The organism is Lactobacillus corticis (assembly GCF_018327645.1).
Lineage (GTDB): Bacteria > Bacillota > Bacilli > Lactobacillales > Lactobacillaceae > Lactobacillus > Lactobacillus corticis.
The window spans coordinates 131,328-155,771 of sequence record NZ_BMAY01000005.1; the positions used below are offsets into that span (position 1 = coordinate 131,328).

Here is a 24,444-nt window from a genome sequence, read left to right on the forward strand (position 1 = left end):
TTTATGTCATTAAGATCTGATAGAAAAGAAGAACATCTGGCATTAGCTCAGATGTTTTTTCATAACCACCAAAAAAATAGTTTGGACCAAATGCAGCTTTTGCGCCCTGCTCTACCGGAGACTAGCGTAGCGAAGGTGGATTTGCGGGTGAAGATGTTTAATAAAACATTGGCGGCCCCCTTTTTCATCAACGCCATGACTGGCGGTTCCGCGAAGTCAAAAAAGATTAATCAAGAATTAGGGAAAATTGCCGCTCGGGAAAATATTGCCTTGGCCCTGGGGTCAGCAAGCATTCTGGTCAAAGAGCCTGAACAATTTGACTCCTTTTATGTTGCTCGGGCTGCCAATCCTGATGGCGTTGTGATTGCAAATCTAAATCCTGCCACTCCAGCTTCAGTTGCCGCTAAAATAGTCAATGAGCTTGAGGCCGATGCCCTCCAGATTCATTTAAACGTTCTCCAAGAAATTGCGATGCCTGAAGGCGATCGGGATTTTTACTGGCTAGATAACCTTATGGAAATTCGGCAAAAGGTAGACAAGCCCATAATTATCAAAGAAGTTGGTGCCGGTTTGGATTATGGCAGTATTTTACGGCTGAAAAAAGCCGGTTTTACTTGGTTTGATGTTGCCGGTGCAGGCGGTACGAACTTCGCTGAAATTGAAAATTCACGTAACCCTGAAGATCAGAGTTATTTGGAAGAAATCGGCTTGCCTACTGTTTTGGCAGCCAAAATGGCTAAACTTACCAACACCAACTTTATAGTTTCTGGCGGCGTTAGAAACCCGTTAGACGTTTTTAAAGGGCTAGTTCTTGGCGGAAAGTATGTTGGCATCTCTAACGGCTTTTTACAGCTATTGGAGGAAGGCAAATTGGCGACAGCTATTCCTCAGTGGAAGGAAGAGCTGCGGCGCTTATATGCCCTTTTTGGAGTAGAAAAGACCGCTGAATGCCAAAATTGCGGCTATTATCTTGATCTGCCTTTACTAGCGGCTTGGCAGCAAATAGAGCAAGAATTGGGTTTGTAGTTTTTCTTCCATAACACTATACTTATATAGTAAACAAAACAGGTATAGTATATCGATGGAGGGAATATGTCACAAAAATCTTTAAAGCGGATTATAAAACTAACTTTCATTTTTCTTTTGGTGATGGAGATAGTTTCCTGTGGCATGATGCTTGCTAACCAAGACTTTTTAGGGGCAAGCTGTCATGGGCTTTTGTTTCTAGTCTTTCTCGGCTTAGGATTTCATAGTCATCGTAACCTAGCTAAACTTGAATCATCCAATAGACGCCTAATTTCTCCTGTGAGATTAGAAGAAGCGATTATCCTTTGTTATCTCTTGTTAGACATGATCTCCATCCATGATTGTGATCACATGCGGCAAGCTATGGGATGGAACTATCACTTTACTTTGCAAGTTCTTCTGGTAAATTTAATTGTTTACGTTCCCAGCTGGCTAGCAATTATTCTGTTAAGCAAAGACCGAATGTCTGGGATTGGAGCTACTATTGTCAGCGGTGTGTTAATTGGCGGTGCTTTTCTAAAAGTTCACCTCTTAGGTCCTTGGATCAAGGTTTGGGGGCCTTGGAATCGCACTTTCTTTGCCTTAGGTGTCGATAGCTTAAGCTGGTGGATCTTAGCTTGGACGGCCATTATAGGTGTTTTTGTCTCAATGGGATCCATGTATATCTTGGGCAGTGAGCGACAAAGAATAAAAGACCAGGATAATAGATAAAATAAACGGTTGTTCTAATCGAACAACCGTTTATTTATTGTTTGCTAATAATTCTAATATTTTATTTTGAACTGCGCTATCATTGCTGGATCCAATTACTTCCGTGGCTGCTTCTTTGGCTTCATCCAAAGCATCTGCCGTAGCAAAGCTCAAACCGCAGTATTCAAACATGCCAATATCATTGCCGCCGTCACCAAAAGCCACCATTTCTTCAGGCTTGATTCCTAGTTTTTGTCCTAAATAAGCTAACCCGCTAGCCTTGTTTAATCCAGGTTGCCCCATATCAATGGCATCACTGCCGCCACGCATAAAACCGATGTCAGGGTATTGCTTGCTTAAAACTGGAAGCATTTCACTTTGGAGCTGCGGATTGACGCTGAGGGTGAACTTAATAAAGCGGTCATTGATATCATCCCAGCTGTCTACCATTTTTACCTTTTCAAAATATTTATGTTGCTCATCGAAATAAGCTTTTCCGGATCTGGTAAGAGTGTACGCAGAATTTTCACAAGAGGCCACTGACGGGTATTCTGATTCAAAAGTTAATTTTTTTAATTGTGCAGTTAGTACAGCCGGCAATTCTTCGACATGTAAGACCTCATTACCCTTAGCAATCAAAGCACCATTATCAGCTACGTAATAAATTTGATCAATTACCTCTGGAAAACGCGTTTGCAAATTCGCATATTGGTTTCCGCTAGCTGGAACAAAGACTACTCCCTGCTCCTGCATAATTTTGTATTCCTTGAGGAAAAGGGCGTGATCATAGCTTTTGTCATCCCGCAACCAGGTTCCATCCATGTCGACAGCAATTAACTTAATCATTTGTTACTCCTTTAACGAATTGTCGCAAGCCCTTCGGGTAAAAGTTCTTTAAGACTTGTTGACCGGTTAGTTTCCCAAAGCTAAAAATTAAGCCGCGACTACTTACTAACACAAAACCTTTTAGGTTGCTTACGACTTTGACAGTTTCTCCATGTAGATATTTTTGATAAGCTGGTTGGTCTAGGTCAATAACCCGCGTCTGCGCAATTGTGCCTAAAACTTCAGCTAAATGATGGCCCGGTTCAAACCGCTTCTTTTTTAATAAGCCAAGTTCTAAGCCATTACTGATAACTTTTAGGCCCGTTAAATCACCAGTATACGCAGGGATAAAGACATGACCGTTTGATACGCAGACGCGCTTTTCCCAATCTTGAAGATTTTGCGGCAAATTAAACTGCGATATTATTTCTTTTATCAACGATCGTTCTGTTGGAGTCGGTCGTTGACAGAGTCTGCCCTTTTCGCGTTTTTTAGGCTTTTTTGCTTTAACTGCTGCTTTTTCACCCGGCTTTTTGAGGATAGCAACAAATTGACCCTCACCGAGGCCATCTTGTGGCCAAAAACGCAGCGTCTTGGCTAAATCTGCCAGTCCTCCGCCCCATTCAGGCCGCCCTAAACTAATTTTCTCGGTATCCGGCAAATCTGCTGGTAAAATTTCAAAGCCGTAATTTTCAACCAACCAGGCTACAATTTCTTCATCTTCTTCTGGTGAAAAAGTGCAAGTTGAATAAACCAAAATCCCACCAGGCGTTAACATTTTGACCGCTTCTGCTAAGATTTCTTTTTGGCGCTGAGCACACTTTAACACATATGCTTGTGACCAATAGGCGATGGCGTCGGGATCTTTTCTAAACATCCCTTCCCCACTACAAGGTGCATCGACTAAAATGCGATCAAAAAAGGATGGAAAATGCTGCGCTAATCTTTGGGAATCCTCGTTTAAGATTAGGGCATTAGCAAGCCCCCACCGTTCGAGATTTTCACGTAAGATAGCGGCACGGCCTCCGTTAATTTCGTTAGCCACGAGCAATCCCTGACCATCCAAGGCTTGACCCAAAGCCGTAGACTTCCCTCCAGGTGCAGCACAGAGATCCAAAACCTTCTCACCAGGGTGTACCTTGGTAACGAAAGCCGGAAACATGGCTGCAGGATCTTGGGAATATACAGTCCCACTAACCCATTCAGGATCTTGACCGTTGATATTTCCATAATATGCTGAAGGGATGTACGGTACCGGCTGGGAGGTGGAGTAAGCCACGTTCTGGCTCGCCTTTAGCGAATTAACCCGAAACGCTTTTTTACTATCCGCTTCCATGGCTTTGAATAAATTCTCTGCCTCAGCTGGTCCTAATAAATCTACAAACTTTGTTTTGAATTCTGCGGATAAACCGAGCATCTTCTCATCCTTTATACACCGCTCACTCCATAAACAAAAGCGTTTACGGAATAGCTTTGTCTTATATTATTATTTCATAAGATACCGAATTTTCAAGTGATTTTTGCCGTCTTAACAACTATGTAAAGATCTATGTTGACTCATTTAAACATTGGAAGAGCATTTTAATTGACCTGAACCTTTTTTCTAGGATAAAGTTAATTCACATCCACAAGATAGAAAGGACCATAAAGATGCAAGTTACGCTAAAAGGTGAAAATTTAGAAACCATTGGTACACCAATTGCTTTAGACGCTAAAATGCCAGAATTTGAGGTAAAGGATCAAACCGGCAACATACAAAGTAGTAATAATTTATTTAATCGGATTAGTCTAATTAGCGTCGTTCCTAATATCAATACATCAGTTTGCAGCGTTTCAACCAAGCACTTCAATCAAGACGTAGACAAGTTTTCCGACATTAACTTTTATACAATTTCAACCAATACGCCAGAAGAACAAAAGAATTGGTGCGCAGCTGAAGGAGTCGATAAAATGGTGCTGCTTTCAGATGATGAACATGATTTCGGTAAAAAGTCCGGTCTGTTCATTCAAACTGCTGGAATTGATGCTAGAAGCGTTTGGGTAGTTGATGAAACAGGAAAAGTTCTTTATCGCGAAATTATTTCAGAAATTACCGATTACCCAAATTATGAAGCAGCTCTCAATTTCTTGGCTTCCTTAAGCTAAAAACTAAAAAAATCGCTATCCTAAATGGATGGCGATTTTTTGCTATTTAAGCAATTGCTGGTAGCCTTTCCTGCAGGTAACTAAAAAGGTTACAAACTGCAAGCAGAATTCAAGCCCCACAATCCAGCTTAACACGGTGCGGTTGCTATAAAATGCGTGTGTGTTTAAAAAGACCAAGCTAATTATCATTATCAGACCGATAACGAGGATTAAGCGCAATGATCGGTTAATGATCCAATTGGTCAATAAACGCCCCTTAAGCCCGCTGATTTTAGCTTGTGCGACTAATAGTTTTGCAGCGATCCAAGCTAGACTAGCCAATATAATAATCATTAATAGCGCAACAATTATTTCCGGAATAATGTAGATCAGATAATGTTGATGGTGACGTTTAACAAAAACTGGAGTTTTTACCTCCGCATGATAATGCTTGGAAATTTTGGCAATAGTTTTCGGAGCAGCATCCAAAACAATGCGATAATTGCTCAAAGCCGTTTGGGCAGTTGGCTGATTGATCCCCGTACTTAAGAAAAACATGTTAGATGGGACCGATTTGTTGCGTTTAAGTTGGCCGATAACTGAATAATAGGTTTGACCGTTGATGAGATACTTATTATTTTGCACTTCTTCAGTATTTAGGCTTGACCCATACTCTACTACTGCCACGGAAACGCGCCCTTTAAAGTCATCTTTTGAGAAATAACGACCTACATAAGTTGGCAACGGGGTTACAGTTTGATTTGCCCAAACCAAGACCTTGCCTTGAGTATATCGATCTTCAAAATGAATCTGGACATTTTTGTAATTTTCATCAATATATTTTAAAAAAATGGCTACTTTTTTATTTGAATCGATTGTGATGTAACGCGTATTGTTGCTCATTCCGTGAGCTTCTAGCAGATCATCCGCTTGTCTAGACTGAACGTTAGAAATCATTACTCCCGAAACTAGTACGCAGACTAAGGTACACAATAATAAGAATATTTTTTTATAGTTCATGCTTTTACTTGAAAAATCTCCTCATCGATAAAATCAAAACTAATAAAGTTAGCGTTAATATCCCACATTTCGTCAGCCGATACTAACGGCACCTCCTGCCAAAAATTGGGTGAATTAGTGGCACCAGCATACTCACCGACAAATAAAAGCTTAGCATTTGGCGCAAATTTTCGCCAAGCTTGAACTAATTGGATATCAGCATCCCCAAAATTAGGCGACCATGATGCCAAGATAAGATCAACTTGCCGATACTTTTCTACGGCTTCAGTGGCACTGAGATTTTCTACCGGATAAAAACGATCGCTGCCGGTCTGTGAGCTTTTAGCCCATTCAAGCGAGTCAGTCGCCGTGCAGTCAATTCCCGTCTGGCTCAGAGCTTTTGACCAGTAAGCATTGCCCGCCATTACTTCCAGGGCAGTTTTGACCTGATAATGGTTTTTAATCGCTTGACTAGCCGCTAAATTGGGCAGCGACCAGATACCATAGTTAATCGATAAATATTGGCGAAAACTATTAATAAGCCCATTGACTGCTCCAATTTCTTTAGCCGAATTACCAGTTTTGAGAGTTTGCAAGGTGCTTTTGCTAAAACCTAGGTGAGCTGGTGGATTTGGCAGAATAGCTTTTTGACCAACTATTTGATCGATCTTAATAATTTCGGCAGCTTGCTGGTTAATTAATGGATTTTGCAGCTTAGTTGCCAAAGTTCGCAATTTTTCTATATATTTTGTCATCTTCTTAAATTCCTTAGTATGATTTTACCATTCAGATTCTAATAAATCAGGTATAATGAGAATCAGTAACACAGAGGAGTGAAATTATGGCAAAGAAAAAGACAGCTGCTTCTGAAGAATCAGAAAGTTGGGGCAAGTCTCTGCTTGAAATTCTTGGATTAACGGCCATCATGCTGGTTATCTGGTACCTGGTATTTTCGTTCGTTCTTTCCAACGATGCGGTTTCTGGACCATCGATGGAACCAACTTTTGAGAATAACGATCGACTCATCTCAGTTCGACATACCCAGATTTCTCGTAATGATGTCGTGGTAATTAAGGCGCCGGATGAACCAGGAGCACTTTACATCAAACGCGTCATCGGGATGCCTGGTGATAAGGTGGTCTCCAAAAATGATAAACTTTATATCAATGGCAAACGGGTAGCTGAACCCTATCTTAACAACAAATACCTAAAAGCAGCCCATCAAGCTGGTCAAAATTATACAAATAATTTCAGTGTAACGGTACCTAAGGGTTATTATTGGGTTATGGGTGATCATCGTGACGTTTCTAAAGATTCACGAAAATTTGGCCCAGTTAAAAAGAGCGCAATCGTCAGCGAAGTTAAATTGCGTTATTGGCCGTTTAACCGAATTAGTTTGTTTTAAATGTTAATAGGCATTGAGGAGCATAATTATGGATCGTAAAGATTTGGCAAATGCAATTATTGAATATCAAATTAAACATCATGTGACAGACACGGATTTAGCTTTTGCAAGTCACCTATCCGTTGAAAAGGTCCATGCAATGAAACTTGGTAAGAGCGGAATAACTGATGATGAAATTAATCAGTTGTACGATTACCTCGCAACTAATGCTTAGCAATTAGAGCCGATGATCTCGGCTTTTTTTGTTGGCCTTTGTTGTTTCACGATGATGATTTTTGAAGATAAATAAAAAAGAGCAGTTAAATCCTTGATATACTAAGGGTTTCACTGCTCTTTTTATTTTAGGCTAATGGTGCATAACTTATTGCACTTTTTATAAAAGCCTTTTCATTGTTGCTATTTTGGGATTCTTTATCTAGCTGTTTTTGCTCAAAAAGTATCAAAAATTATTAATTTTGTTTCACTGCATGATGCTTGGCATGATTTTGAACCATGCTAAGCATGACGTCTACGGCCTTCCACATAGATTCAAGCACAGTATATTCATACCGGCCGTGCATGTTTTCTTCGCCGGCAAACAAGTTTGGACATGGCAAACCCATGTAGGTTAACTGTGAGCCATCAGTACCGCCACGAACAGGATCTTCATTTAAGGTGAGGCCGTTTTCCCGGTATGCCTCACGTGCTAAATCAACTACATCCATGTGCTTTTCTAGTTCGTCAGCCATGTTGTAGTATTGGTCCCACATCTTTAGCTTAAGCCGTTCAGTACCAAATTTTTCATTCATCTGATCGACAATTGACTTAACCAAATTTTTGCGCCGTTCTAATCCGTCACGTTTAAAGTCACGGATAATATAATCTAAGTGAGCTGAGTCAACCGTCCCCTCAAAGTTCATTAAGTGGTAAAAGCCTTGGTCTCCTTCCGTTTGTTCAGGAACTTCAGCTTGTGGCAAGGCATTTTGAAAATCAATTCCCACTTGGATGGCATTGATCATTTGGCCTTTGGCAACTGCTGGGTGAACATTTACCCCTTGGATATCCAGGGCAAATTGAGCAGCTGAAAATGTGCCCCAATCCAATTTGCCAGGAGCTTCGCCATCAACCGTATAAGCAAATTCTGCGCCAAAATCAGCAACATCAAAGTGTTCTGCCCCGGTACCAATTTCTTCATCTGGAGTGAAACCTAACCGAATCCGGCCATGCTTAATTTCTGGATGAGCTAATAAATATTCCGCCAGCGTCACAAGCTCGGAGACGCCACATTTATCATCTCCTCCTAAAAGCGTATCGCCTGATGCAGAAATAATCGTTTGGCCTTTATAGTTTTTCAAATGAGGGAACACTGCTGGATCCAGATAGAATTCGGTTTTACCGAGTTGAATCTTTGATTCACCATCATAATTTTCGACAATTTGCGGCTTGATGTTCTCTGAATTGAAATCAGCCGTATCACAGTGGGCCAAGAATCCCATGACGGGAACGTCATAATCGACTGTTGCAGGGATTTCGGCGATGACTACGCCCGCCTTTTCGTTATAGTGAACGTCGCTAAGTCCCAAATCAATTAGGTCTTGCATGACTACCTTTTGAAAGGCAACTTCCCGTTCAGTCGATGGAAAACGGTCAGCATGTTCGTCGGAACGAGAATTAATTTTTACATACTTTAAAAATCTTGGCAGCAATGTTGGATATTCCATGATTAACTCCTTTGATATTCTTTTTCTATTTAATTACTCTAAGTCTATGGTACCAATTTAAAACAAGTCTTGAAATGGATTTGTAGAAACAGCCGAAATCATTACCGGACAATCCCAATTTTCTTGCTTGCTCCACTCCTTTAGCAGATCCGCTACCTTGTACTTAAAAAGCTTTTCAGTATAATGTCCAGGATCCACCACTGTTAAGCCGCTTGAGATCATATCATGGCCGACATGATAATAAACATCCCCCGTAATAAAGGCATCAACGCCCTCAACTAAAGCCTGGCGCCAGTACTTGCCACCATCGCCGCAAATAAATGCTACGCTCGAAATTGTTTGGTCGTTATCGGCAGTTATCAGCCGCACCATCTTAATACCCATCTTGTCCTTAACATAATAAGCAAACTCTTTTGCAGACATTGGGTGTGGCAATAAGCCTTTACGTCCAATAGCAATCTGGTCATCATCAAGGGCAAAAGGTTCAACTTGCTGCAAGCCCAATTCTTCTGCTTGCCAATCGCTTGATCCGCCTTTTGCTTTATCGCTATTGGTATGAATCGAGTAGACAGTAATCCCATTGGCAATTAGCTTGCCATACATGGCGTTTTGCGGGTCGCTAAAATCAAGATTTCTGGCGGGCCGAAACATAACAGGATGGTGACTAATAATTAAATCTACACCGGCTTTAATTGCCTCATCCACCACCTGCGGACGAACATCCAGGGTCGTCATAATTTTCGTGACGGATGCATCAAGCGAACCAATTTGAAGTCCCACCGGGTCTCCTTGGCTAGCAATTTCTTCTGGAAAACGCTCCTGTAATTTAGCAACGACATCTTTAACTAGGGTCATCCTCTAATTCCTCCTCAATTAGTTGTAAATCATGTTTAACTTGCTTAATCCGCTCGGAATCCGGCTGTTTGGCTTTCTGTAAGTTGGCTAACAGCTTCTCAAAATATTGCTTTTGTCCATGCCATTTTAGGTAAAAGACTTGATTCTTTTGCTCTAGAATTTTGGGACCAAAGAAAAGTTCCCTTTCAGTCAATGAGTGAGGCTGGGAGCCTAATTTAGCTTTGATCAATTCGTAAGTATGTCCTGCCTCAAACAGCAATTCTTCGCGGGCAATCTCATAGTTGTGGGCCGCAAGCCATGTCCGCACCCCACTTTCACCAATATTAGGCTCTAAAATTAAGGTGGTGTAAATTTGCCCTTGCTTGTAGGCGTCATCAAGAATCTGGGTTATCAGCTTTCCGCCCATCCCTGCAATAACAACAGTATCTATTTTATCGCTGGGTTTGATCGTCGCTAGGCCCGGGCCAAGCCGAGTTTCAATTTTGTTTTCAAAACCAGCTTCCATAATATCCATCTGAGCATTTGCTAGCGGTCCCTTACCAATATCGCTAGCGATCGCAAAAGTTATCTTCTGGCTTTTAATTAGCTGTATCGGCAAATAGGCATGATCCGTCCCAATATCTGCTACTCTGGCTTGGGGATCGACCATCTCAGCTAAAGTGTTTAAACGTAAATTCATTGCTACCTCTCTATTTATAAAGTAACCAAATTTTAGCATACAAATACAAAATATGTCTTGATTGCGTTAAGATTAAGAGCAAGAAAGGATGATATCATGTCGCGCTATGAAGAAGTCACGTTAACCAATATGTGCATGATTGTGCACGATCAAAAGGTCTTAACTATCCGCCGGAATGATCCAGTCTGGCCTGGACTTACCTTTCCAGGTGGTCACGTTGAAGCAGGAGAAAGTTTTAACCATTCTGTGATCAGAGAAGTTGCCGAAGAAACAGGATTAACGATCTTTCACCCTAAATTAGTTGGTATCAAACAGTTCAATGATCAAAATGACCACCGCTACTTAGTACTCTTTTATCGAGCTGATAGCTTTACCGGCACATTGCAGCCCTCTAAGGAAGGTAATTTAGCATGGCTTTCGCTTAAAGAACTAGAGCAGGAAAAATTGGCGAGAGATTTTGAAAATGATCTACCGGTATTTCTTAATTCTGATCTTAGTGAACATTTCTTTTGGAATGACATTAATGAATGCTACTAAAAAAGTGCAGAATGACATGAACCCCTAAATTAGGACAAAACCTAGTTTTGGGGTTTTGTTATGGCTAAGTTATCAAAAGAAGACAAAATATTGTCAAAGAAAAAAGAATCGCATAGAGTTTTAACTCTATACAATTCTCCGTGGTTGCTCATCATCAACAGGATTGGACAAAGAGCCTAAACTAATACTATACGGATCTTCAATTCAAGCTCATATCAACCCTTATCAACAGGATTTGACAAAGAGCCAAAAAAGAATCGCATAGAGGTTTAACTCTATACGATTCTCCGTGATTGCTCATCATCAACAGGATTGGACAAAGAGCCTCTTTAATCTAAAAAGTCTTTTAATTGGTTCGAACGACTTGGGTGACGCAATTTACGCAAGGCTTTTGCCTCAATTTGGCGAATCCGTTCACGCGTTACGCCAAATACTCGCCCTACTTCTTCCAAAGTACGAGTACGTCCATCGTCTAGGCCAAAACGTAATCTTAATACGTTCTCTTCACGATCGGTCAAGGTATCCAAAACCTCTTCCAATTGTTCCTTCAGCATTTCATATGAAGCATGTTGCTCAGGGCTCGTTGCGTCCTTATCTTCAATGAAGTCGCCTAGGTGAGAATCATCTTCTTCACCAATTGGTGTTTCCAGCGAAACTGGTTCTTGGGCAATCTTGAGGATATCCCGCACCTTGTTGGTAGGCATATCCATTTCCGCACCAATTTCCTCCGGAGTCGGTTCACGACCTAAGTCTTGCAATAATTGACGTTGAATCCTGATCAGTTTATTAATGGTTTCAACCATGTGGACCGGAATCCGAATGGTCCGAGCTTGGTCAGCAATAGCCCGCGTAATTGCCTGACGAATCCACCAAGTAGCATAAGTAGAAAACTTGAAACCTAGCCGATAATCAAACTTATCGACTGCCTTCATCAAGCCCATGTTACCTTCTTGGATCAAGTCTAGGAATGACATCCCCCGACCTACATATCGTTTAGCGATTGAAACAACCAACCGGAGGTTAGCCTCAGCCAATTCTTGCTTGGCTTCTTCATCGCCAGCTTCAATTCGCTTAGCCAATTCAATTTCTTGATCAGCATTTAAAAGCGGAACTCGTCCGATTTCTTTAAGGTACATCCGAACTGGGTCATTCATCCGCACATTAGAAGGTGCAGACAAATCTTTAAGTTCAGCCTTTTCAACATCCTTTTGCTTTTTCAATGCTAATTTTGAAGGTTCGCCATGATCATCAACGATGCTAATGCCGTTATCTTCAAATTCCTGAATTAATTGGTCAACAGCCTTACCTTGCAACTTATAAGGCTTTACTAATTTTTCGGTGAAGTCATGCTCGTTAATTTGCTTTGTTTTTAGCGCACTTTTAACGATTTGCTTAACCATCTTATCTAAAGACACTTGTTCCTTGCTGTCTTTTGCATTTTTCTTTTCTGCCACTAGAAAGCCTCCCTTTTGCCCTGGAGTCGTTTCAACTCTAAAATTTTCTTAGTCAATTCGATTATTTTCTCACCATCTTGCTGGCTTTTCGCCTCTTCTAAGGCCTGTAATTGCTTTTGAATTTCTTGATTGATCTGACGCAGCTGCAGGGCAAATATCTGTTCTGGTAATTCCTGATCGGTAAATGTTTCAGGCATGTTTGCCATTTCAGCACTTACTATTATACCTTGAAGTTCATCAGGAACAAAATCAATAAACTCATCAACAGTCGGATTTTCATGAGTTTCCTCATATTTCAACCAGAGTTCCGCAACTTGTGCATAATCGCTGCTCGGAAAAAGAAAATGTTGTGCTAATAAATACTGCCTTGCCTTCTCGGCATGTAAGAACAGAAATAGCAACCGCTGCTGCACCGGATCGGTTTTAGTCGTTGCTGCCTCATATTGAATTTGAGGTTCAGCAGCTGGTTCAGGACGGTCATATTTCCTGCGATTGGCCGTCCGCTGCTGACGCCGTTTCCGAGACAAATTAGCTTTAATCGACTGAGGCGTAACCCCAGCTAGCTTGGCTACCCGCTCCACGTACATATCTTGTTCAACCGGATTAGTCAATTGGGCAAGCTGGTTAACCGCTTCATCAACAAAAGCTAGTTTTTCACGATCGTTGGTTAAATTATACTTTTTCTCTAACTGTTTAAGGAAAAAATCAGTTGTTGTCTGTGCCCCGCGAATTTGCGCCTGATATTTCTCAATCCCATATTTTTTAACATATTCATCGGGATCTAGTTTCTCGGGAAGACTAACAACTCCTAAATTGAAGCCCCCGGCCTGCTTAAAAAGACGAATAGCTCTTTCAGAAGCATGTTGTCCAGCATCATCACCATCATAATTAATAATGATATTGCGCGAGACACGCTTTAACAGATAAACTTGCTCATCAGTCAAACTGGTTCCCATGGACGCAATACCAGCATGAATACCTGCTTTATAGGCGGCAATAACGTCCATATAGCCTTCATAAAGAACTAAATGGCCTTCGCTGCGAGCAGCTTGTTTGGCCTCTTTAAAGTGAAATAAAACTTTTGATTTAGTAAATAGTTTTGTTTCGGGACTATTTACGTATTTCGCAATCGTCTTATCATTACTTAAGCGACGCCCTGAAAACCCTATAGTGTGACCATTTTCGTCTTGTAAGGGAAACATTAGCCGATCACGAAATCGATCAAAAAGCCGACCATCTTGACTTTGCACAAATAAGCCGCTTTGAACCAGCTCTTCCTGCTTAAATCCTTGCCCTTTAAGATAAGTTAATAGAACTGAATCATTATCAGGAGCATAACCAATAAGGAAGTGCTTAATTATTTCAGGGCTTAAGGATCTAGATTTGGCATATTCCAATCCTCTCTGCCCTGCTTTGGTAGTTAAAAGGACCTGGTGATAAAACTCAGCTGCGGCTTCTTGAATTTTAACTAGGGGATTAACTGGTCTTGCAGGTTGACCATAGCCTTGCGGCATGGTCATGTGAGCAAATTCAGCTACTTGCTGCACGCTTTCAGGAAAAGTCAGGTTGTCTTTATACATCAGAAACTTAAAGACATTACCGCCCTTCCCACAACCGAAACATTTAAAAAATTGTTTCTCTTCGTTTACCGTAAATGAAGGGGTCTTTTCCTGATGAAAAGGGCAAAGACCTAAATAGTCTTTGCCTTTTTTCTCCAGAGACACGTACTGGCTAATGACATCAACAATATTCACATTATTGCGAACTTCATTGATAAAATCTTCAGGAATTTTTCCTGCCATTGCCGACACCTGCCTTTATTAAATTATTTGATAACTAATTTGTTTAAACTGCCTAATCGTTCAGCCAAACTTCTAACTTCTTGCAGCTGCATTAAACGATTGGTTTTAACTGCTGGATCCTTGGCCATGATCATATTAGTTTCGAAATATTTATCAATCACTGGTTGCAACTTAACAAACCCTTGATAAAGTTCACTAAAGTCTGCCACCTTGGCCAAAGCTGCAACGCCACTGGCTAATTCGGCTTCACTTTGATCTTCAAATAATTCTGGATCAACTTGACCTTGTCCAGAGAACTTAGCCTTATCCAAAATATTATTGATCCGGATCAAACTTTCAACTACCGGTTTGAAAGCAGCATCATCGTGGTGTTGTTGTAAGACCTTAGCAGAAGCTAAAATTTGACTAGGATCTTGTTGACTTGAAGCTAGGACTGCGTCAATAACGTCATACTTGAAGTCATTCTTTTGCATATATTGCTTAATCCGATCACGAATAAAGAGCGCAATTTCCTTGTCTTCGTCACCCTTAGGCAGCTTAGCCTTGGTCTTTCCATCAATCGCAGAAATAAGCGCTGGTAAAGTTTCCTCAAATGGCAGTGACCAGCCTTGATCTAGCAAAATTCTCACAATCCCATAAGCATATCGACGCAGAGCATACGGGTCATTTGACGATGATGGAATCATGCCAGCACCGAAAAAGGTAATTATGGTATCTAATTTATCAGCAACTGACAGCAAAGCCCCAACGGTCGTTTGTGGCAATTCGCCTTCAGCAGTGTTTGGCATGTAATGTTCCTTGATGGCGACGCTGACAGCTTCATTTTCGCCGGCTAAACGAGCATAATGCATGCCCATAACCCCTTGAAGTTCAGCGAATTCGCCTACCATTTGAGTCACTAGGTCAAATTTATAGATGCTGCTGGCACGATCAAAGTCCTTGATCGTTTGTTCATCCAGATGCCATTTTTGAGCCAAGTATTCGCCGATTGCCTTTACTCGCACCAGTTTATCTGCCATTGAGCCGATCTTGTCATGGAATGAAACATTCTTGAGGCGATCAACAAAATGACTGATTGGATACTTGCGGTCTTCATCGTAGAAGAATACTGCGTCATCTAGTCTGGCCACTAATACCTTTTCGTTTCCGCTGACCACATTTTCAAGGTAATCCTTGTTGCCGTTACGAACCGAGATAAAGTGGTTGATCAATTTTCCGTCTTGGTCATAAACTTCGAAATAGCGTTGATTATCCTTCATTGAGGTAATCAAAACTTCATCAGGAATTTCAAGGTACTTTTTATCAAAGGAGCCAGAAAATACAGTTGGGTATTCTACTAAGTTAGTAACTTCTTCTAAAAGACCAGCATCAGGTTTAATTTGCCAATTCTTTTCGGCAACCAAATCATTCATTTGGCTAACGATCATGTTTTTGCGTTCTTGTGCATTAGCAATTACAAACTGATTTTTTAGAGCATCTTCATAGTCATCAGCATTTGCCAAGACAACTGAATCGCCTAAGAAACGATGACCTTCCGTCTTACGTCCAGCCGTTATGTCTAACAACTTAACAGGAATCACATCGCTGCCAAAAATCGATACCAGCCAATGAATTGGTCTTACGAATTCAAAGTCACCGCTAGTACCCCAACGCATTTTGGTTGGGAAATTCATGGCTTTGACAACATCAGCCATCCCCAACAAAATTTCGCTTGCTGGTTTGCCCGGCTTTTGAATATGAACATAGGCATATTCGGTGCCCTTTAATTCTTCAAAATAAATGTCATCAGTAGACATCCCTTGGCCCCGAACAAACCCTTGAGCGGCCTTTGACCAATTACCATCTTTATCTAAGGCAATTTTCTTAGCAGGCCCCTTTTTTACTTCATCAATATCAGCTTGCTTTTCAGCTAAAGCTTCAACTAATACCGTTAAGCGACGTGGCGTTGAAAAGGTCTTAATATTCTTAAAACCAAGGCCGTTTTCGGTTAAAAATTTGCCAGTCCGATCAGCTAATTGCTTGACACTTTTAGCTACCACATGTGCCGGCATTTCTTCCGTGCCAATTTCAAACAAATAATTTTTAGTCATTTTTTAGCCCCGCCTTCTTTTCTTCTGCACTCTTCAATAATGGGAAGCCCCGCTTTTCTCTTTCTTCAACAAAAGCCACGGCAACTTCATGTGCCATGCTCCGAATTCTTTGCAAATAGCCTGCCCGCTCAGTAACTGAAACGGCTCCCCGAGCATCAAGCAAGTTGAAAGTGTGGGAACACTTTAAAATATAATCATATGCGGGATGAACCAAGTTTTGACTTAGCAAACGCTTGGCCGTTTTTTCATAAATATCGAAGAATTCCAAAAGTTGTTTTTGGTCAGAAGCTTCAAAAGCATATTTAGAGTGTTCATATTCTGGTTGTTTGAAGATGTCGCGGTAGTAAACTCCATCGCCCCATTCAAGATCAAAGACTGAGTTAACATCTTGGATGTATGAAGCTAAACGTTCAACACCATAAGTACATTCACTCATCGTTGGCTTGACGTCTAATTCACCAACAGTCTGGAAGTAAGTAAATTGACTGACTTCCATTCCATCTAGCCAAACTTCCCAACCAACACCGGCACAACCCATGGATGGGTTTTCCCAGTTATCTTCGACAAAGCGAATATCATGTTCTAATGGATCGATCCCTAATACTTTCAGAGATTCGAGATAATATTCTTGAATATTTAATGGTGCCGGCTTAATGACAACCTGAAATTGGTGGTGTTGGAACAAACGGTTGGGGTTGTCGCCATACCGACCATCAGCAGGTCGACGGGAAGGTTCAACATAGCAAGCTGCCCAAGGCTCAGGACCTACAGCTCGCAAAAACGTATAGGGGCTCATTGTTCCCGCACCCTTTTCAACATCGTAGGATGGCATAATCATACATCCTTTTGATGACCAAAATTGCTCTAACTTGAAGAGCATATCTTGAATTGTAAGTTTCTTGTCTACCATTTTCTATCTTTCCTTCCAGCAAAGGCCAATAAAAAAAGCCTATGCAAATATTTGCATAGGGACGATTAGATCGCGGTTCCACCCTAATTCAGGAATATTTTCCTGCCCTTAATTAGTCAAGACTAGAGGTGCCTTTTCCTAGATGCCCTTCCACCAAACGGCACTCGCTGAACTAGTACTTTTCCAAATCCTCATCATCGTCAAGTGAAGTCTATTTTAGCACAAATTGCTTAGAATTTACAGGATTAGTGCCCATCTAATGACCGTAATTCTTCTAAAAATTTTTGTGTTTTCAGATTCAAATCAACAGTTTCGCGATAGATTCGGTCAATTGCTTTTCTGCTTGCCTCAGTCAATTTAGGGTCAATTTGGGTTTCTCCTAATCGCTGATAAGGCAATAGACCGAGAGTTCGTATTAAGGCAGTGGTTTTAGCCTCTAGATGCAAACGATGGGGATCTTGGTGAAAGTGCTGTTGGCAAAGCACGCCCCCGTAAGTCAAGGAGTAGTCAAAAATTCCTTGTTTGCGACCACAAATGACACAATCTGCTAGATGCGGCGCCACTCCATATGCCTTTAACATTTTTAATTGGACCATTTGCGTTATTATCTCAGGATCAGCACCAGCATTAAGGCGCTTCACGGCAAATTTGAGCAAGTCATAATAGTCGCCCAAAACCTGATATTCCACAAAGGCATGATCCAATAAATCGAATAAATAAGCCGCATAGGCATTGCGCTTTAAGTCAGAATATAGCAGGTCGTATTGCTTTACTGCTTTATAAGTACGCAAGGTGCTGATTCCGCGTTTATTGGTGACGATGACATACTTACCGTCAGAAAAGGTCAACACGCCTGCACCCAATTTTGACTTAGGATTCAGCGCACCACGAGCAATCACGGTGACAATGCCCAGCTCTTTAGTCATAATTTTGGCTAAAAGATCTGCTTCCTTAAATTTTGTCCTCTTAAAAACCAGTCCATTTACTTCAACAAGTTCGGACATTAAGATAATTCCTTCTTATCGTAGCCAATTGACTTTAAGAATGCTCGATCAGACCGCCAATTGCGTTGTAATTTGACCCATAAGCGCAAATTAACCTTTTCCCCTAAAAGGGCTTCAATTTCTTTACGCGAATTAATGCCAATTTGTTTCAACATTTGTCCGCCCTTGCCAAGAATGATGCCTTTTTGTCCGGACCGTTCGACGTAGATCGTGGCATGAATCTGCAGCTTGCCGTTAATTCGCTGATTCATTTGTTCAACACTAACTGCAGCTGCATGAGGAACTTCTTGATTCGTCAAATGTAAAATTTGTTCTCTGATTAATTCAGCAACGACAAAGTATTCAGGTCGATCAGTTATTTCATCAGAACCGTAGTACTGTGGCCCCTCAGGAAGGTAGCGCTTTAAAGTCTGTAATAGATCCGCAATGCCAATTCCCTTAACGGCAGAGATTGGTAAGATTTCATCAAATTTTCCCTGCTTTTGGTAACCGTCAATTAGCGGCAGCAATTTGTCCGGGTGAACTTGGTCAACTTTGTTAATTACTAAAAAGACCGGCAAACCAATTTCCTTGATTTGCTCATAAATATAGAGATCGCCACGCCCTAGTTCAGTTGGCTCAACCATAAATAAGACCAGATCAACATCCTTGAGCGTTGAAAGGCTGGCCTTATCCATATAATCATCAAGTTCGGAATGAGGTTTAAAAACTCCTGGAGTATCCACAAAGACGACCTGCATGTCCGGCTCGGTATAAATTCCGCTAATTCGATTGCGAGTAGTTTGGGGTTTATTGCTGGTAATTGCCACCTTCTGGCCAACCAAATAATTCATTAAGGTTGATTTCCCGACATTAGGTCTGCCAACTAGGGCTACGAAACCAGATTTATGTTGTTCAGTCATTATTTTTACTTTCCTCGTCCTTTGTCTAATTGGTCAGGATAAAGCGGTAGACCATATTCTTCTAGCACTTTTCCTTGGATCCCAAACATGACTTTTGCTTCTTCTGGCTTAATATGGTCATAACCATTCAGATGAAGAAAGCCATGAACAATTGTATAGCCAAATTCGCGATCAAACCCAGTTCCGTATTCTTCGCTGTGCCGTTTAATCACGCTGGGACACATGAATAAGTCCCCCAAATCTTCCTGAAAATCCGGATCTGCCGTGAAGGCTGATAGGTCTAGATCATCTTCCCCATCTTCAATCGCAAAAGAAATGACATCAGTCGGGCGATCTTTTCCGCGGTATTCTAAGTTGATGCGATTGCTCTCAGCTTCATCGACAAAATTAATACTCAACATTTGCGGATTTGTTTTATTAATATGTCGTTTTGCCAAAAGAAGCAGCTGCATGATCCAATCTTGCCAATTGCGATCTGCATCTGCTAAAAATCCAACTTGGTCAGAGTAAGAAACCTCTATTTCTTCCATTTACGCTATTTTCCTCGCTTCTCGTAAGCATTAATAATTTTAGCGACAACTGGGTGACGGACCACATCGCTACTGGTAAAGTTAATGAATTCAATCTGATCTATGCCTTTTAAAATCTGTTGCGCATCAACCAAACCGCTTCTTTGTTTTCCTGGCAAATCGACTTGGGTCATATCGCCATTGACCACCATCTTCGAATTAAAGCCCAAACGCGTTAAAAACATCTTCATTTGTGCATCAGTGGAGTTTTGGGCCTCATCTAAAATCACGAAAGCTTCATCTAAAGTCCGCCCACGCATATAAGCCAAAGGCGCAACTTCAATAACGCCTCTTTCCATTAGGCGATCGGTAGTATTATTGCCTAAAATCGTGTAAAGCGAATCATAGATTGGTCTTAGATATGGATCGACTTTTTCTTTCAAATCTCCCGGCAAAAAGCCTAGCGACTCGCCTGCTTCGACAGCTGGACGCGTTAAGATAATTTTATTAACTTCACCGCGCTTAAAAGCAGCTACTGCGCAAGCAACTGCTAAAAAAGTTTTTCCAGTACCGGCAGGACCAATGCCGAAAACGACATCATACTTCTTAATGGCCTCAATGTAACGCTTCTGGCCCATATTCTTAACTCTAATCGGTCTACCTTTAGCATCCCGAATAATAATTTGCTTATATAAGTCAGAAAAATATTCAAGCGTCCCCTTGTCAGCCATTTTCATGGCGCTCACAATATCTGGGGCAGTGATGTTAACACCGCTGCGCACAACATTTTCTAGCACCCGTAAAATATTTGCCGCTCTTTCAAGGTGCGCTTGGTCCGAACCTGACAGTTCGATTGCGCTGCCTGTATCAATAATGTTTAAATCATAGCCGTCAGCTAATAGGTCTAAATTCTTATCATTAACTCCCACTAGCTGCTGCAACAATTCTGGGGTTTGAGGAAGATAAGTAAGTTGTTCCAAATAACCCCCACTCCTTCTTTGCTATTCTAGGTGTTCTTTTACTAATGCAGAAGCGGCTTTGCCATCTGCTCGGCCTTTAATTTTAGGCATCAAAACCTTCATAACTTTACCGAATTCAGCTTTGGTTTTGGCACCAGATTCAGCAATTGCTGCTTGGACAATTTGGTCCAATTCAGCTTTTGAAAGTTGTTTAGGCATATAAGCTTCAACGACAGCTAATTCCGCCTTGGTTTGCTCAACCAAGTCATCACGATGTCCTTTTTGAAATTCCGCAATTGATTCTTCTCGTTGCTTTTTTTCACGATTAAGAACAGTCAATTCATCATCTGGCGTAAGTTCATGCCCTAATTTAATTTTTTCATTCATTAAAGCCGACTTAATCAGCCGCACTGTGTTTAACTTTACTTTGTCGTGTTCTTTCATGGCATGCTTCATGTCATCCATGAGTTTATCACTTAACAATTTAAATCCTTCTTTCAACTTATTACGCCCTTAATTATAGCAAATAGCGTAATAAAAAACACTCGCCAATCTCTGACGAGTGTTTTCTATTGATGATTAATAATGTCTGCGCTTACGAGCTGCTTCAGACTTAAGCTTTCTACGAACACTTGGTTTTTCGTAGAATTCGCGCTTACGGTATTCTTGTAAGGTACCACTTCTTGAAACGGAACGCTTGAAACGACGAAGAGCATCATCAATAGACTCGTTTTCGTGAACGATAGTCTTAGCCATGTGTGATCCCTCCTTCCATTTCTTGGCGTACGCCATGCATTTACTTAAATTATAGCAAACGACAGCTCATGGTCAATACTGATTTAATACTTTTTGGAAAAATATCGCTATAATTTTCAAATTTAATGCCTGTTCTGCAGATCCAGTTAAATCATCAAATCACTTATCTGCTCCCAGGTCATAAAGTTTTAAAGCGGTAACATTTTTGCGCTAAAAATATGTATAATAATTATAGAAAGAGGTGTGCTAACAATGCCAGATACTAATCCTGACAAAAAAGAAGTAAACATTATTATAATCTCTGATTCAGCCGGAGAAACGGCCTATCGCAATGCAGTTGCAGCAGCAGCGCAATTTCCTAAAGCGCAAATCAATTATCGGCGCTACCCATTCATTACCGACAAGGATAAATTGGAAGCAACTTTTTCTGAAATCGAAAAGTTTCCTAATTTAGTAATCATGTATAGTCTTGTTAAAGACGAACTGCAATTACCGGTAATCAGGTTTGGCCGCGAACATAACGCTAGCTGCATCGACATTCTTTCCCCAGTTGTTGAAGCAATCAGCCAAGTGACTAAACTGCGTCCTGAACAAAAAGTCGGGGCTCAGCATCAATTAAATCAAAAGTACTTTGATCGAATTTCAGCCATGGAGTTTGCCGTTATGTATGATGATGGTAAGGATCCAAAAGGCTTTATCGAAGCTGATGTTGTTCTCTTAGGCGTTTCTCGTACTTCTAAAACGCCATTATCACTCTACCTGGCTAATAAGAATCTTAAGGTGGCCAACCTACCGCTTGTGCCAAATACTCATATTCCAAAGGAAATCTATCAAATTGACCCTAAGAAGATCATCGGTCTTTTGAATGATGCTTCAGTATTAAATGAAATTCGGCGTCAACGGATGATTGCCTATGGTTTGAACCCTGACACCACCTACTCAAATATGGATTCAATCAATAAGGAATTAGATTCTGCTAAGAAATTATACCAAGAACTTGGTTGTTATGTGATTAATGTCGCACATCGCTCAATCGAGGAAACTGCTGCTTTGATTATGAAACACTTAGGAATCGAAGACGAGTAATTCTAGCAAACAAAACGACTCAGGAATCCCATTAGTAACGGTAATTTCACCTGAGTCGTTTTTATTATCCATGATACTTTACATAATATTTTATATTACACTATTTCTTGCTCTTTGAATCGTCCAAAGACTTTCTCGCCCTCACTGACGCTAACGAAAGAATATTCGTCGCATTCTTTAATGATTTTGACAATATCATACATGTCAGCCCGGTCAATGATTGTAATCAGAATGGTCTTTTCGGCGTGACCATATGCACCTTCTGCATCATGGATAATAGTAATTCCACGGTGCATTCGTTTTTGGACACCATCAATAATGTCGTTAGGATGTTCGGTTATGATCATCATTTGCATTTTTTGGTGCTTAGTATATACCCCATCAATTACTTGTCCATTGATGAAAATGTTTAAAGCCGTGTATAAAGCTCTGGTCCAGCCAAAAATAAAGCCCGCACAGGCCACAATAATCAAATTAATAATAATATTGGTCTTGCCATAGCTGGTACCAGTTTTCATCCGAATAACAATCCCAATAATATCTAGACCGCCAGTCGAAATGCCGTTTTTAAGTGCAAAACCAGTACCAATGCCGTTAATCACGCCACCAAAAATGGCACACAGCAAGGGATCCATATTGACGGTTAAAGGATGAATTACCCGCATCATTACTGATCCCAAGACTACTGCAACTACAGTGAAAAAGGTAAACTTTTTGCCAATCTTAAACCAAGCCAAGACAAAAAGCGGCGCGTTTAGCAAAAAATATAGAACAGAAGTTGACCATGTTACCGGTAGATATTTTGCACTTACCGAGTGTAAAATCTGCGCAAAACCAGTAACTCCTGAAGAGTACATATGCCCTGGTTCCCAAAAGAAATTCAGGGCTACCGCTACTGCAATTGAATAGAAAAAGGCAGCAGACAATTTAGCTACAAAATTATATCGTCGATTAAACTGCTCAAAAATATTGTCCATTAATAACTTCCCAGTTTCGTCTTTAGTCTCAACTAGTTTAACAAAAACTCTAGCATCAACCAAGACTAAATCTAGATTTTTTTGCCCCAGTGCTGCTCAACAAACTTAGCCCTTCCGCCAGCCTCTTCCATCATATAGCGGAGCGGGTTTTTGCGGTAAAAATCTTGGTGATAATCTTCAGCTGGATAAAACGGTTTAGCTGGTTCAATTGCGGTCACAATTGGATCATCAAATTTATGACTAGCCGCTAATTGCTGTTTTGATTTTTCAGCCGCAGCCTTTTGCGCAGGTGAATTGTAAAAAATTACTGGTCGATAACTATCACCCCGATCTTGGAATTGCCCCATGGCGTCGGTCGGATCCGTTACCTGCCAATAATAATTGAGCAAATCCTCATACGAAATTTGGTCGGGATCAAAAGTAATCTCAACCGCCTCAGTATGACCGGTTGTATGCGAACAAACTTGTTCGTAGGTCGGGTTGGGTACGTGCCCGCCAGTATAACCCGAAATCACTTTTTCAACTCCCGGCAAGGTATCAAAAGGCTTAACCATACACCAAAAACATCCACCAGCAAAAATAGCAGTATCTTTTTTCACTTTGATCCTCCTAGTTAAACAATGCTAAGTATTGACCATAGCCATTCTTTTCTAAGTCAGCCTTAGGAACAAACCGTAAACTAGCTGAATTGATACAATAGCGTAATCCGCCCTTTTCACTAGGACCATCTGTAAAAACGTGACCTAAATGCGAATCAGCTTCGCTGGACCGGACCTCAACCCGCTCCATGCCAAAACTAGTATCTCTTTTTTCTTTCAGTTTAGTGATTGGTTTGGTAAAAGCCGGCCAGCCACATCCAGAATCATATTTATCGGTACTGGAAAATAGCGGCTCGCCAGAGACAACATCGACATAAATCCCTTCTTCAAAGAAATCATCGTACTTGCCTGTGAATGGATGCTCCGTAGCGGCGTGCTGCGTTACTTCATATTCTTCCTTACTCAAATTAGCTAAGGCTGCTTTTTTCTCTTGTTGGTCCATCGGCATCCCCTCCTTGCTAGTTATCATAACGCAAGAGGTTTAAGTCTAAAAAGATATTGCTCAGAAAAATTAAAACAGCTTCTTATCCTTGATAGAATAAGAAGCCGTTTTTTT

The 24,444-nt window shown here is 40.9% G+C and carries 27 protein-coding genes; 7 read left to right on the plus strand and 20 right to left on the minus strand.

The window, feature by feature from the left end:
• Nucleotides 1-3 precede the first annotated feature (3 nt).
• Nucleotides 4-1,026: a type 2 isopentenyl-diphosphate Delta-isomerase gene (gene fni, locus KI210_RS04620; RefSeq protein WP_212780729.1), complete on the plus strand. Its 1,023-nt coding sequence runs from the start codon at nt 4-6 to the stop codon at nt 1,024-1,026.
• Between the two features lie 66 nt (nt 1,027-1,092).
• Entirely contained in the window at nt 1,093-1,737 is a 645-nt protein-coding gene (locus KI210_RS04625; protein ID WP_212780730.1) for a hypothetical protein, read from the plus strand.
• Nucleotides 1,738-1,767: 30 nt separating this feature from the next.
• Here the strand turns inward: KI210_RS04625 and KI210_RS04630 are convergent, their stop codons facing one another.
• Both KI210_RS04630 and KI210_RS04635 read right to left on the minus strand, forming a co-directional pair.
• Complete coding sequence (locus KI210_RS04630) at nt 1,768-2,562, minus strand: Cof-type HAD-IIB family hydrolase (protein ID WP_212780731.1); 795 nt, start codon at nt 2,560-2,562, stop codon at nt 1,768-1,770.
• Nucleotides 2,555-3,958 carry an RsmB/NOP family class I SAM-dependent RNA methyltransferase gene (locus KI210_RS04635; RefSeq protein WP_212780732.1) on the minus strand — a complete coding sequence of 468 codons (1,404 nt, stop codon included), beginning with the start codon at nt 3,956-3,958 and terminating at the stop codon, nt 2,555-2,557. Before KI210_RS04635 ends, KI210_RS04630 begins: the two co-directional genes overlap by 8 nt.
• A 233-nt stretch (nt 3,959-4,191) precedes the next feature.
• On the opposite strand from KI210_RS04635, the gene tpx reads away from it, so the two are divergent.
• On the plus strand, nt 4,192-4,686 hold the full coding sequence (gene tpx / locus KI210_RS04640; protein WP_212780733.1) for a thiol peroxidase: 495 nt from the start codon (nt 4,192-4,194) through the stop codon (nt 4,684-4,686).
• Nucleotides 4,687-4,728: 42 nt separating this feature from the next.
• Here the strand turns inward: tpx and KI210_RS04645 are convergent, their stop codons facing one another.
• Both KI210_RS04645 and KI210_RS04650 read right to left on the minus strand, forming a co-directional pair.
• Nucleotides 4,729-5,622, minus strand: a complete 894-nt coding sequence (locus tag KI210_RS04645) for a hypothetical protein (RefSeq protein ID WP_212780734.1) — start codon at nt 5,620-5,622, stop codon at nt 4,729-4,731.
• A gap of 59 nt (nt 5,623-5,681) precedes the next feature.
• Nucleotides 5,682-6,419 (minus strand): SAM-dependent methyltransferase, encoded by a 738-nt coding sequence (locus KI210_RS04650; protein ID WP_212780735.1) that lies wholly within the window; start codon nt 6,417-6,419, stop codon nt 5,682-5,684.
• An 86-nt stretch (nt 6,420-6,505) separates the two neighbouring features.
• Here KI210_RS04650 and lepB point away from each other — a divergent pair, with 86 nt between their 5' ends.
• Together lepB and KI210_RS04660 are read left to right on the plus strand one after the other, a co-directional pair.
• A complete protein-coding gene (gene lepB, locus KI210_RS04655; RefSeq protein ID WP_212780736.1) occupies nt 6,506-7,069 on the plus strand; it encodes a signal peptidase I in 564 nt (187 codons plus the stop codon).
• Between the two features lie 28 nt (nt 7,070-7,097).
• Complete coding sequence (locus tag KI210_RS04660) at nt 7,098-7,283, plus strand: LBP_cg2779 family protein (RefSeq protein WP_212780737.1); 186 nt, start codon at nt 7,098-7,100, stop codon at nt 7,281-7,283.
• 235 nt (nt 7,284-7,518) lie between these two features.
• Here the strand turns inward: KI210_RS04660 and pepT are convergent, their stop codons facing one another.
• Genes pepT through KI210_RS04675 form a run of 3 tightly spaced genes read right to left on the minus strand, consistent with a single transcriptional unit; the run spans nt 7,519 to nt 10,303 of the window.
• Nucleotides 7,519-8,769 carry a peptidase T gene (gene pepT / locus KI210_RS04665; RefSeq protein WP_212780738.1) on the minus strand — a complete coding sequence of 417 codons (1,251 nt, stop codon included), beginning with the start codon at nt 8,767-8,769 and terminating at the stop codon, nt 7,519-7,521.
• Nucleotides 8,770-8,826: 57 nt separating this feature from the next.
• Complete coding sequence (locus KI210_RS04670; RefSeq protein WP_212780739.1) at nt 8,827-9,624, minus strand: Nif3-like dinuclear metal center hexameric protein; 798 nt, start codon at nt 9,622-9,624, stop codon at nt 8,827-8,829.
• On the minus strand, nt 9,611-10,303 hold the full coding sequence (locus tag KI210_RS04675; protein ID WP_212780740.1) for a tRNA (adenine(22)-N(1))-methyltransferase: 693 nt from the start codon (nt 10,301-10,303) through the stop codon (nt 9,611-9,613). The genes KI210_RS04670 and KI210_RS04675 overlap by 14 nt, the downstream gene beginning before the upstream one ends.
• A gap of 96 nt (nt 10,304-10,399) precedes the next feature.
• Between KI210_RS04675 and KI210_RS04680 the strand changes: the two genes are divergently transcribed.
• The gene (locus tag KI210_RS04680) at nt 10,400-10,840 is read left to right on the plus strand and encodes an 8-oxo-dGTP diphosphatase (protein WP_212780741.1); all 441 of its coding nucleotides are present in this window, start codon (nt 10,400-10,402) and stop codon (nt 10,838-10,840) included.
• A 329-nt stretch (nt 10,841-11,169) separates the two neighbouring features.
• Here KI210_RS04680 and rpoD read toward each other — a convergent pair whose 3' ends face one another.
• The 10 genes from rpoD to rpsU form a co-directional block, all read right to left on the minus strand.
• Nucleotides 11,170-12,294: an RNA polymerase sigma factor RpoD gene (gene rpoD / locus KI210_RS04685; protein ID WP_212780742.1), complete on the minus strand. Its 1,125-nt coding sequence runs from the start codon at nt 12,292-12,294 to the stop codon at nt 11,170-11,172.
• Nucleotides 12,294-14,096: a DNA primase gene (gene dnaG / locus KI210_RS04690; RefSeq protein WP_212780743.1), complete on the minus strand. Its 1,803-nt coding sequence runs from the start codon at nt 14,094-14,096 to the stop codon at nt 12,294-12,296. The genes rpoD and dnaG overlap by 1 nt, the downstream gene beginning before the upstream one ends.
• 23 nt (nt 14,097-14,119) lie before the next feature.
• A complete protein-coding gene (gene glyS / locus KI210_RS04695) occupies nt 14,120-16,186 on the minus strand; it encodes a glycine--tRNA ligase subunit beta (protein ID WP_212780744.1) in 2,067 nt (688 codons plus the stop codon).
• Nucleotides 16,179-17,096, minus strand: coding sequence for a glycine--tRNA ligase subunit alpha (glyQ, locus tag KI210_RS04700; RefSeq protein WP_212780745.1), 918 nt, complete (start codon nt 17,094-17,096; stop codon nt 16,179-16,181). Before glyQ ends, glyS begins: the two co-directional genes overlap by 8 nt.
• A 245-nt stretch (nt 17,097-17,341) precedes the next feature.
• Nucleotides 17,342-18,100, minus strand: coding sequence for a DNA repair protein RecO (gene recO, locus KI210_RS04705; protein ID WP_212780746.1), 759 nt, complete (start codon nt 18,098-18,100; stop codon nt 17,342-17,344).
• Nucleotides 18,100-19,002, minus strand: a complete 903-nt coding sequence (era, locus tag KI210_RS04710) for a GTPase Era (RefSeq protein WP_212780747.1) — start codon at nt 19,000-19,002, stop codon at nt 18,100-18,102. Before era ends, recO begins: the two co-directional genes overlap by 1 nt.
• 5 nt (nt 19,003-19,007) lie before the next feature.
• Entirely contained in the window at nt 19,008-19,532 is a 525-nt protein-coding gene (ybeY, locus tag KI210_RS04715) for an rRNA maturation RNase YbeY (protein ID WP_212780748.1), read from the minus strand.
• A 5-nt stretch (nt 19,533-19,537) separates the two neighbouring features.
• On the minus strand, nt 19,538-20,491 hold the full coding sequence (locus KI210_RS04720; protein WP_212780749.1) for a PhoH family protein: 954 nt from the start codon (nt 20,489-20,491) through the stop codon (nt 19,538-19,540).
• A 21-nt stretch (nt 20,492-20,512) separates the two neighbouring features.
• Nucleotides 20,513-20,935, minus strand: coding sequence for a GatB/YqeY domain-containing protein (locus KI210_RS04725; RefSeq protein ID WP_212780768.1), 423 nt, complete (start codon nt 20,933-20,935; stop codon nt 20,513-20,515).
• A gap of 114 nt (nt 20,936-21,049) precedes the next feature.
• Nucleotides 21,050-21,226 (minus strand): 30S ribosomal protein S21, encoded by a 177-nt coding sequence (rpsU, locus tag KI210_RS04730; protein ID WP_002880182.1) that lies wholly within the window; start codon nt 21,224-21,226, stop codon nt 21,050-21,052.
• A gap of 252 nt (nt 21,227-21,478) precedes the next feature.
• Between rpsU and KI210_RS04735 the strand changes: the two genes are divergently transcribed.
• Nucleotides 21,479-22,312 carry a pyruvate, water dikinase regulatory protein gene (locus KI210_RS04735; RefSeq protein WP_212780750.1) on the plus strand — a complete coding sequence of 278 codons (834 nt, stop codon included), beginning with the start codon at nt 21,479-21,481 and terminating at the stop codon, nt 22,310-22,312.
• A 95-nt stretch (nt 22,313-22,407) separates the two neighbouring features.
• Here the strand turns inward: KI210_RS04735 and KI210_RS04740 are convergent, their stop codons facing one another.
• The 3 genes from KI210_RS04740 to msrB all read right to left on the minus strand — a co-directional run bounded on the left by KI210_RS04740 (nt 22,408) and on the right by msrB (nt 24,330).
• On the minus strand, nt 22,408-23,289 hold the full coding sequence (locus KI210_RS04740; protein ID WP_212780751.1) for a YitT family protein: 882 nt from the start codon (nt 23,287-23,289) through the stop codon (nt 22,408-22,410).
• A 71-nt stretch (nt 23,290-23,360) separates the two neighbouring features.
• Nucleotides 23,361-23,894 (minus strand): peptide-methionine (S)-S-oxide reductase MsrA, encoded by a 534-nt coding sequence (gene msrA, locus KI210_RS04745; RefSeq protein ID WP_212780769.1) that lies wholly within the window; start codon nt 23,892-23,894, stop codon nt 23,361-23,363.
• A 4-nt stretch (nt 23,895-23,898) separates the two neighbouring features.
• A complete protein-coding gene (gene msrB / locus KI210_RS04750; RefSeq protein WP_371870183.1) occupies nt 23,899-24,330 on the minus strand; it encodes a peptide-methionine (R)-S-oxide reductase MsrB in 432 nt (143 codons plus the stop codon).
• Between the last annotated feature and the right edge of the window lie 114 nt (nt 24,331-24,444).

What these genes read in the sequence shown, in the direction of transcription:
- KI210_RS04635 (WP_212780732.1), bottom strand. Translation starts at nt 3,958, where the DNA reads ATGCTCGGTTTATCCGCAGAATTCAAAACAAAGTTTGTAGATTTATTA.
- msrB (WP_371870183.1), bottom strand. Translation starts at nt 24,330, where the DNA reads ATGGACCAACAAGAGAAAAAAGCAGCCTTAGCTAATTTGAGTAAGGAA.
- KI210_RS04630 (WP_212780731.1), bottom strand. Translation starts at nt 2,562, where the DNA reads ATGATTAAGTTAATTGCTGTCGACATGGATGGAACCTGGTTGCGGGAT.
- KI210_RS04650 (WP_212780735.1), bottom strand. Translation starts at nt 6,419, where the DNA reads ATGACAAAATATATAGAAAAATTGCGAACTTTGGCAACTAAGCTGCAA.
- era (WP_212780747.1), bottom strand. Translation starts at nt 19,002, where the DNA reads ATGACTGAACAACATAAATCTGGTTTCGTAGCCCTAGTTGGCAGACCT.
- KI210_RS04660 (WP_212780737.1), top strand. Translation starts at nt 7,098, where the DNA reads ATGGATCGTAAAGATTTGGCAAATGCAATTATTGAATATCAAATTAAA.
- KI210_RS04725 (WP_212780768.1), bottom strand. Translation starts at nt 20,935, where the DNA reads ATGGATGACATGAAGCATGCCATGAAAGAACACGACAAAGTAAAGTTA.
- lepB (WP_212780736.1), top strand. Translation starts at nt 6,506, where the DNA reads ATGGCAAAGAAAAAGACAGCTGCTTCTGAAGAATCAGAAAGTTGGGGC.
- KI210_RS04625 (WP_212780730.1), top strand. Translation starts at nt 1,093, where the DNA reads ATGTCACAAAAATCTTTAAAGCGGATTATAAAACTAACTTTCATTTTT.
- glyS (WP_212780744.1), bottom strand. Translation starts at nt 16,186, where the DNA reads ATGACTAAAAATTATTTGTTTGAAATTGGCACGGAAGAAATGCCGGCA.
- recO (WP_212780746.1), bottom strand. Translation starts at nt 18,100, where the DNA reads ATGTCCGAACTTGTTGAAGTAAATGGACTGGTTTTTAAGAGGACAAAA.
- dnaG (WP_212780743.1), bottom strand. Translation starts at nt 14,096, where the DNA reads ATGGCAGGAAAAATTCCTGAAGATTTTATCAATGAAGTTCGCAATAAT.
- fni (WP_212780729.1), top strand. Translation starts at nt 4, where the DNA reads ATGTCATTAAGATCTGATAGAAAAGAAGAACATCTGGCATTAGCTCAG.
- KI210_RS04675 (WP_212780740.1), bottom strand. Translation starts at nt 10,303, where the DNA reads ATGAATTTACGTTTAAACACTTTAGCTGAGATGGTCGATCCCCAAGCC.
- KI210_RS04740 (WP_212780751.1), bottom strand. Translation starts at nt 23,289, where the DNA reads ATGGACAATATTTTTGAGCAGTTTAATCGACGATATAATTTTGTAGCT.
- ybeY (WP_212780748.1), bottom strand. Translation starts at nt 19,532, where the DNA reads ATGGAAGAAATAGAGGTTTCTTACTCTGACCAAGTTGGATTTTTAGCA.
- tpx (WP_212780733.1), top strand. Translation starts at nt 4,192, where the DNA reads ATGCAAGTTACGCTAAAAGGTGAAAATTTAGAAACCATTGGTACACCA.
- rpsU (WP_002880182.1), bottom strand. Translation starts at nt 21,226, where the DNA reads ATGGCTAAGACTATCGTTCACGAAAACGAGTCTATTGATGATGCTCTT.
- glyQ (WP_212780745.1), bottom strand. Translation starts at nt 17,096, where the DNA reads ATGGTAGACAAGAAACTTACAATTCAAGATATGCTCTTCAAGTTAGAG.
- pepT (WP_212780738.1), bottom strand. Translation starts at nt 8,769, where the DNA reads ATGGAATATCCAACATTGCTGCCAAGATTTTTAAAGTATGTAAAAATT.
- KI210_RS04680 (WP_212780741.1), top strand. Translation starts at nt 10,400, where the DNA reads ATGTCGCGCTATGAAGAAGTCACGTTAACCAATATGTGCATGATTGTG.
- KI210_RS04670 (WP_212780739.1), bottom strand. Translation starts at nt 9,624, where the DNA reads ATGACCCTAGTTAAAGATGTCGTTGCTAAATTACAGGAGCGTTTTCCA.
- KI210_RS04735 (WP_212780750.1), top strand. Translation starts at nt 21,479, where the DNA reads ATGCCAGATACTAATCCTGACAAAAAAGAAGTAAACATTATTATAATC.
- KI210_RS04645 (WP_212780734.1), bottom strand. Translation starts at nt 5,622, where the DNA reads ATGATTTCTAACGTTCAGTCTAGACAAGCGGATGATCTGCTAGAAGCT.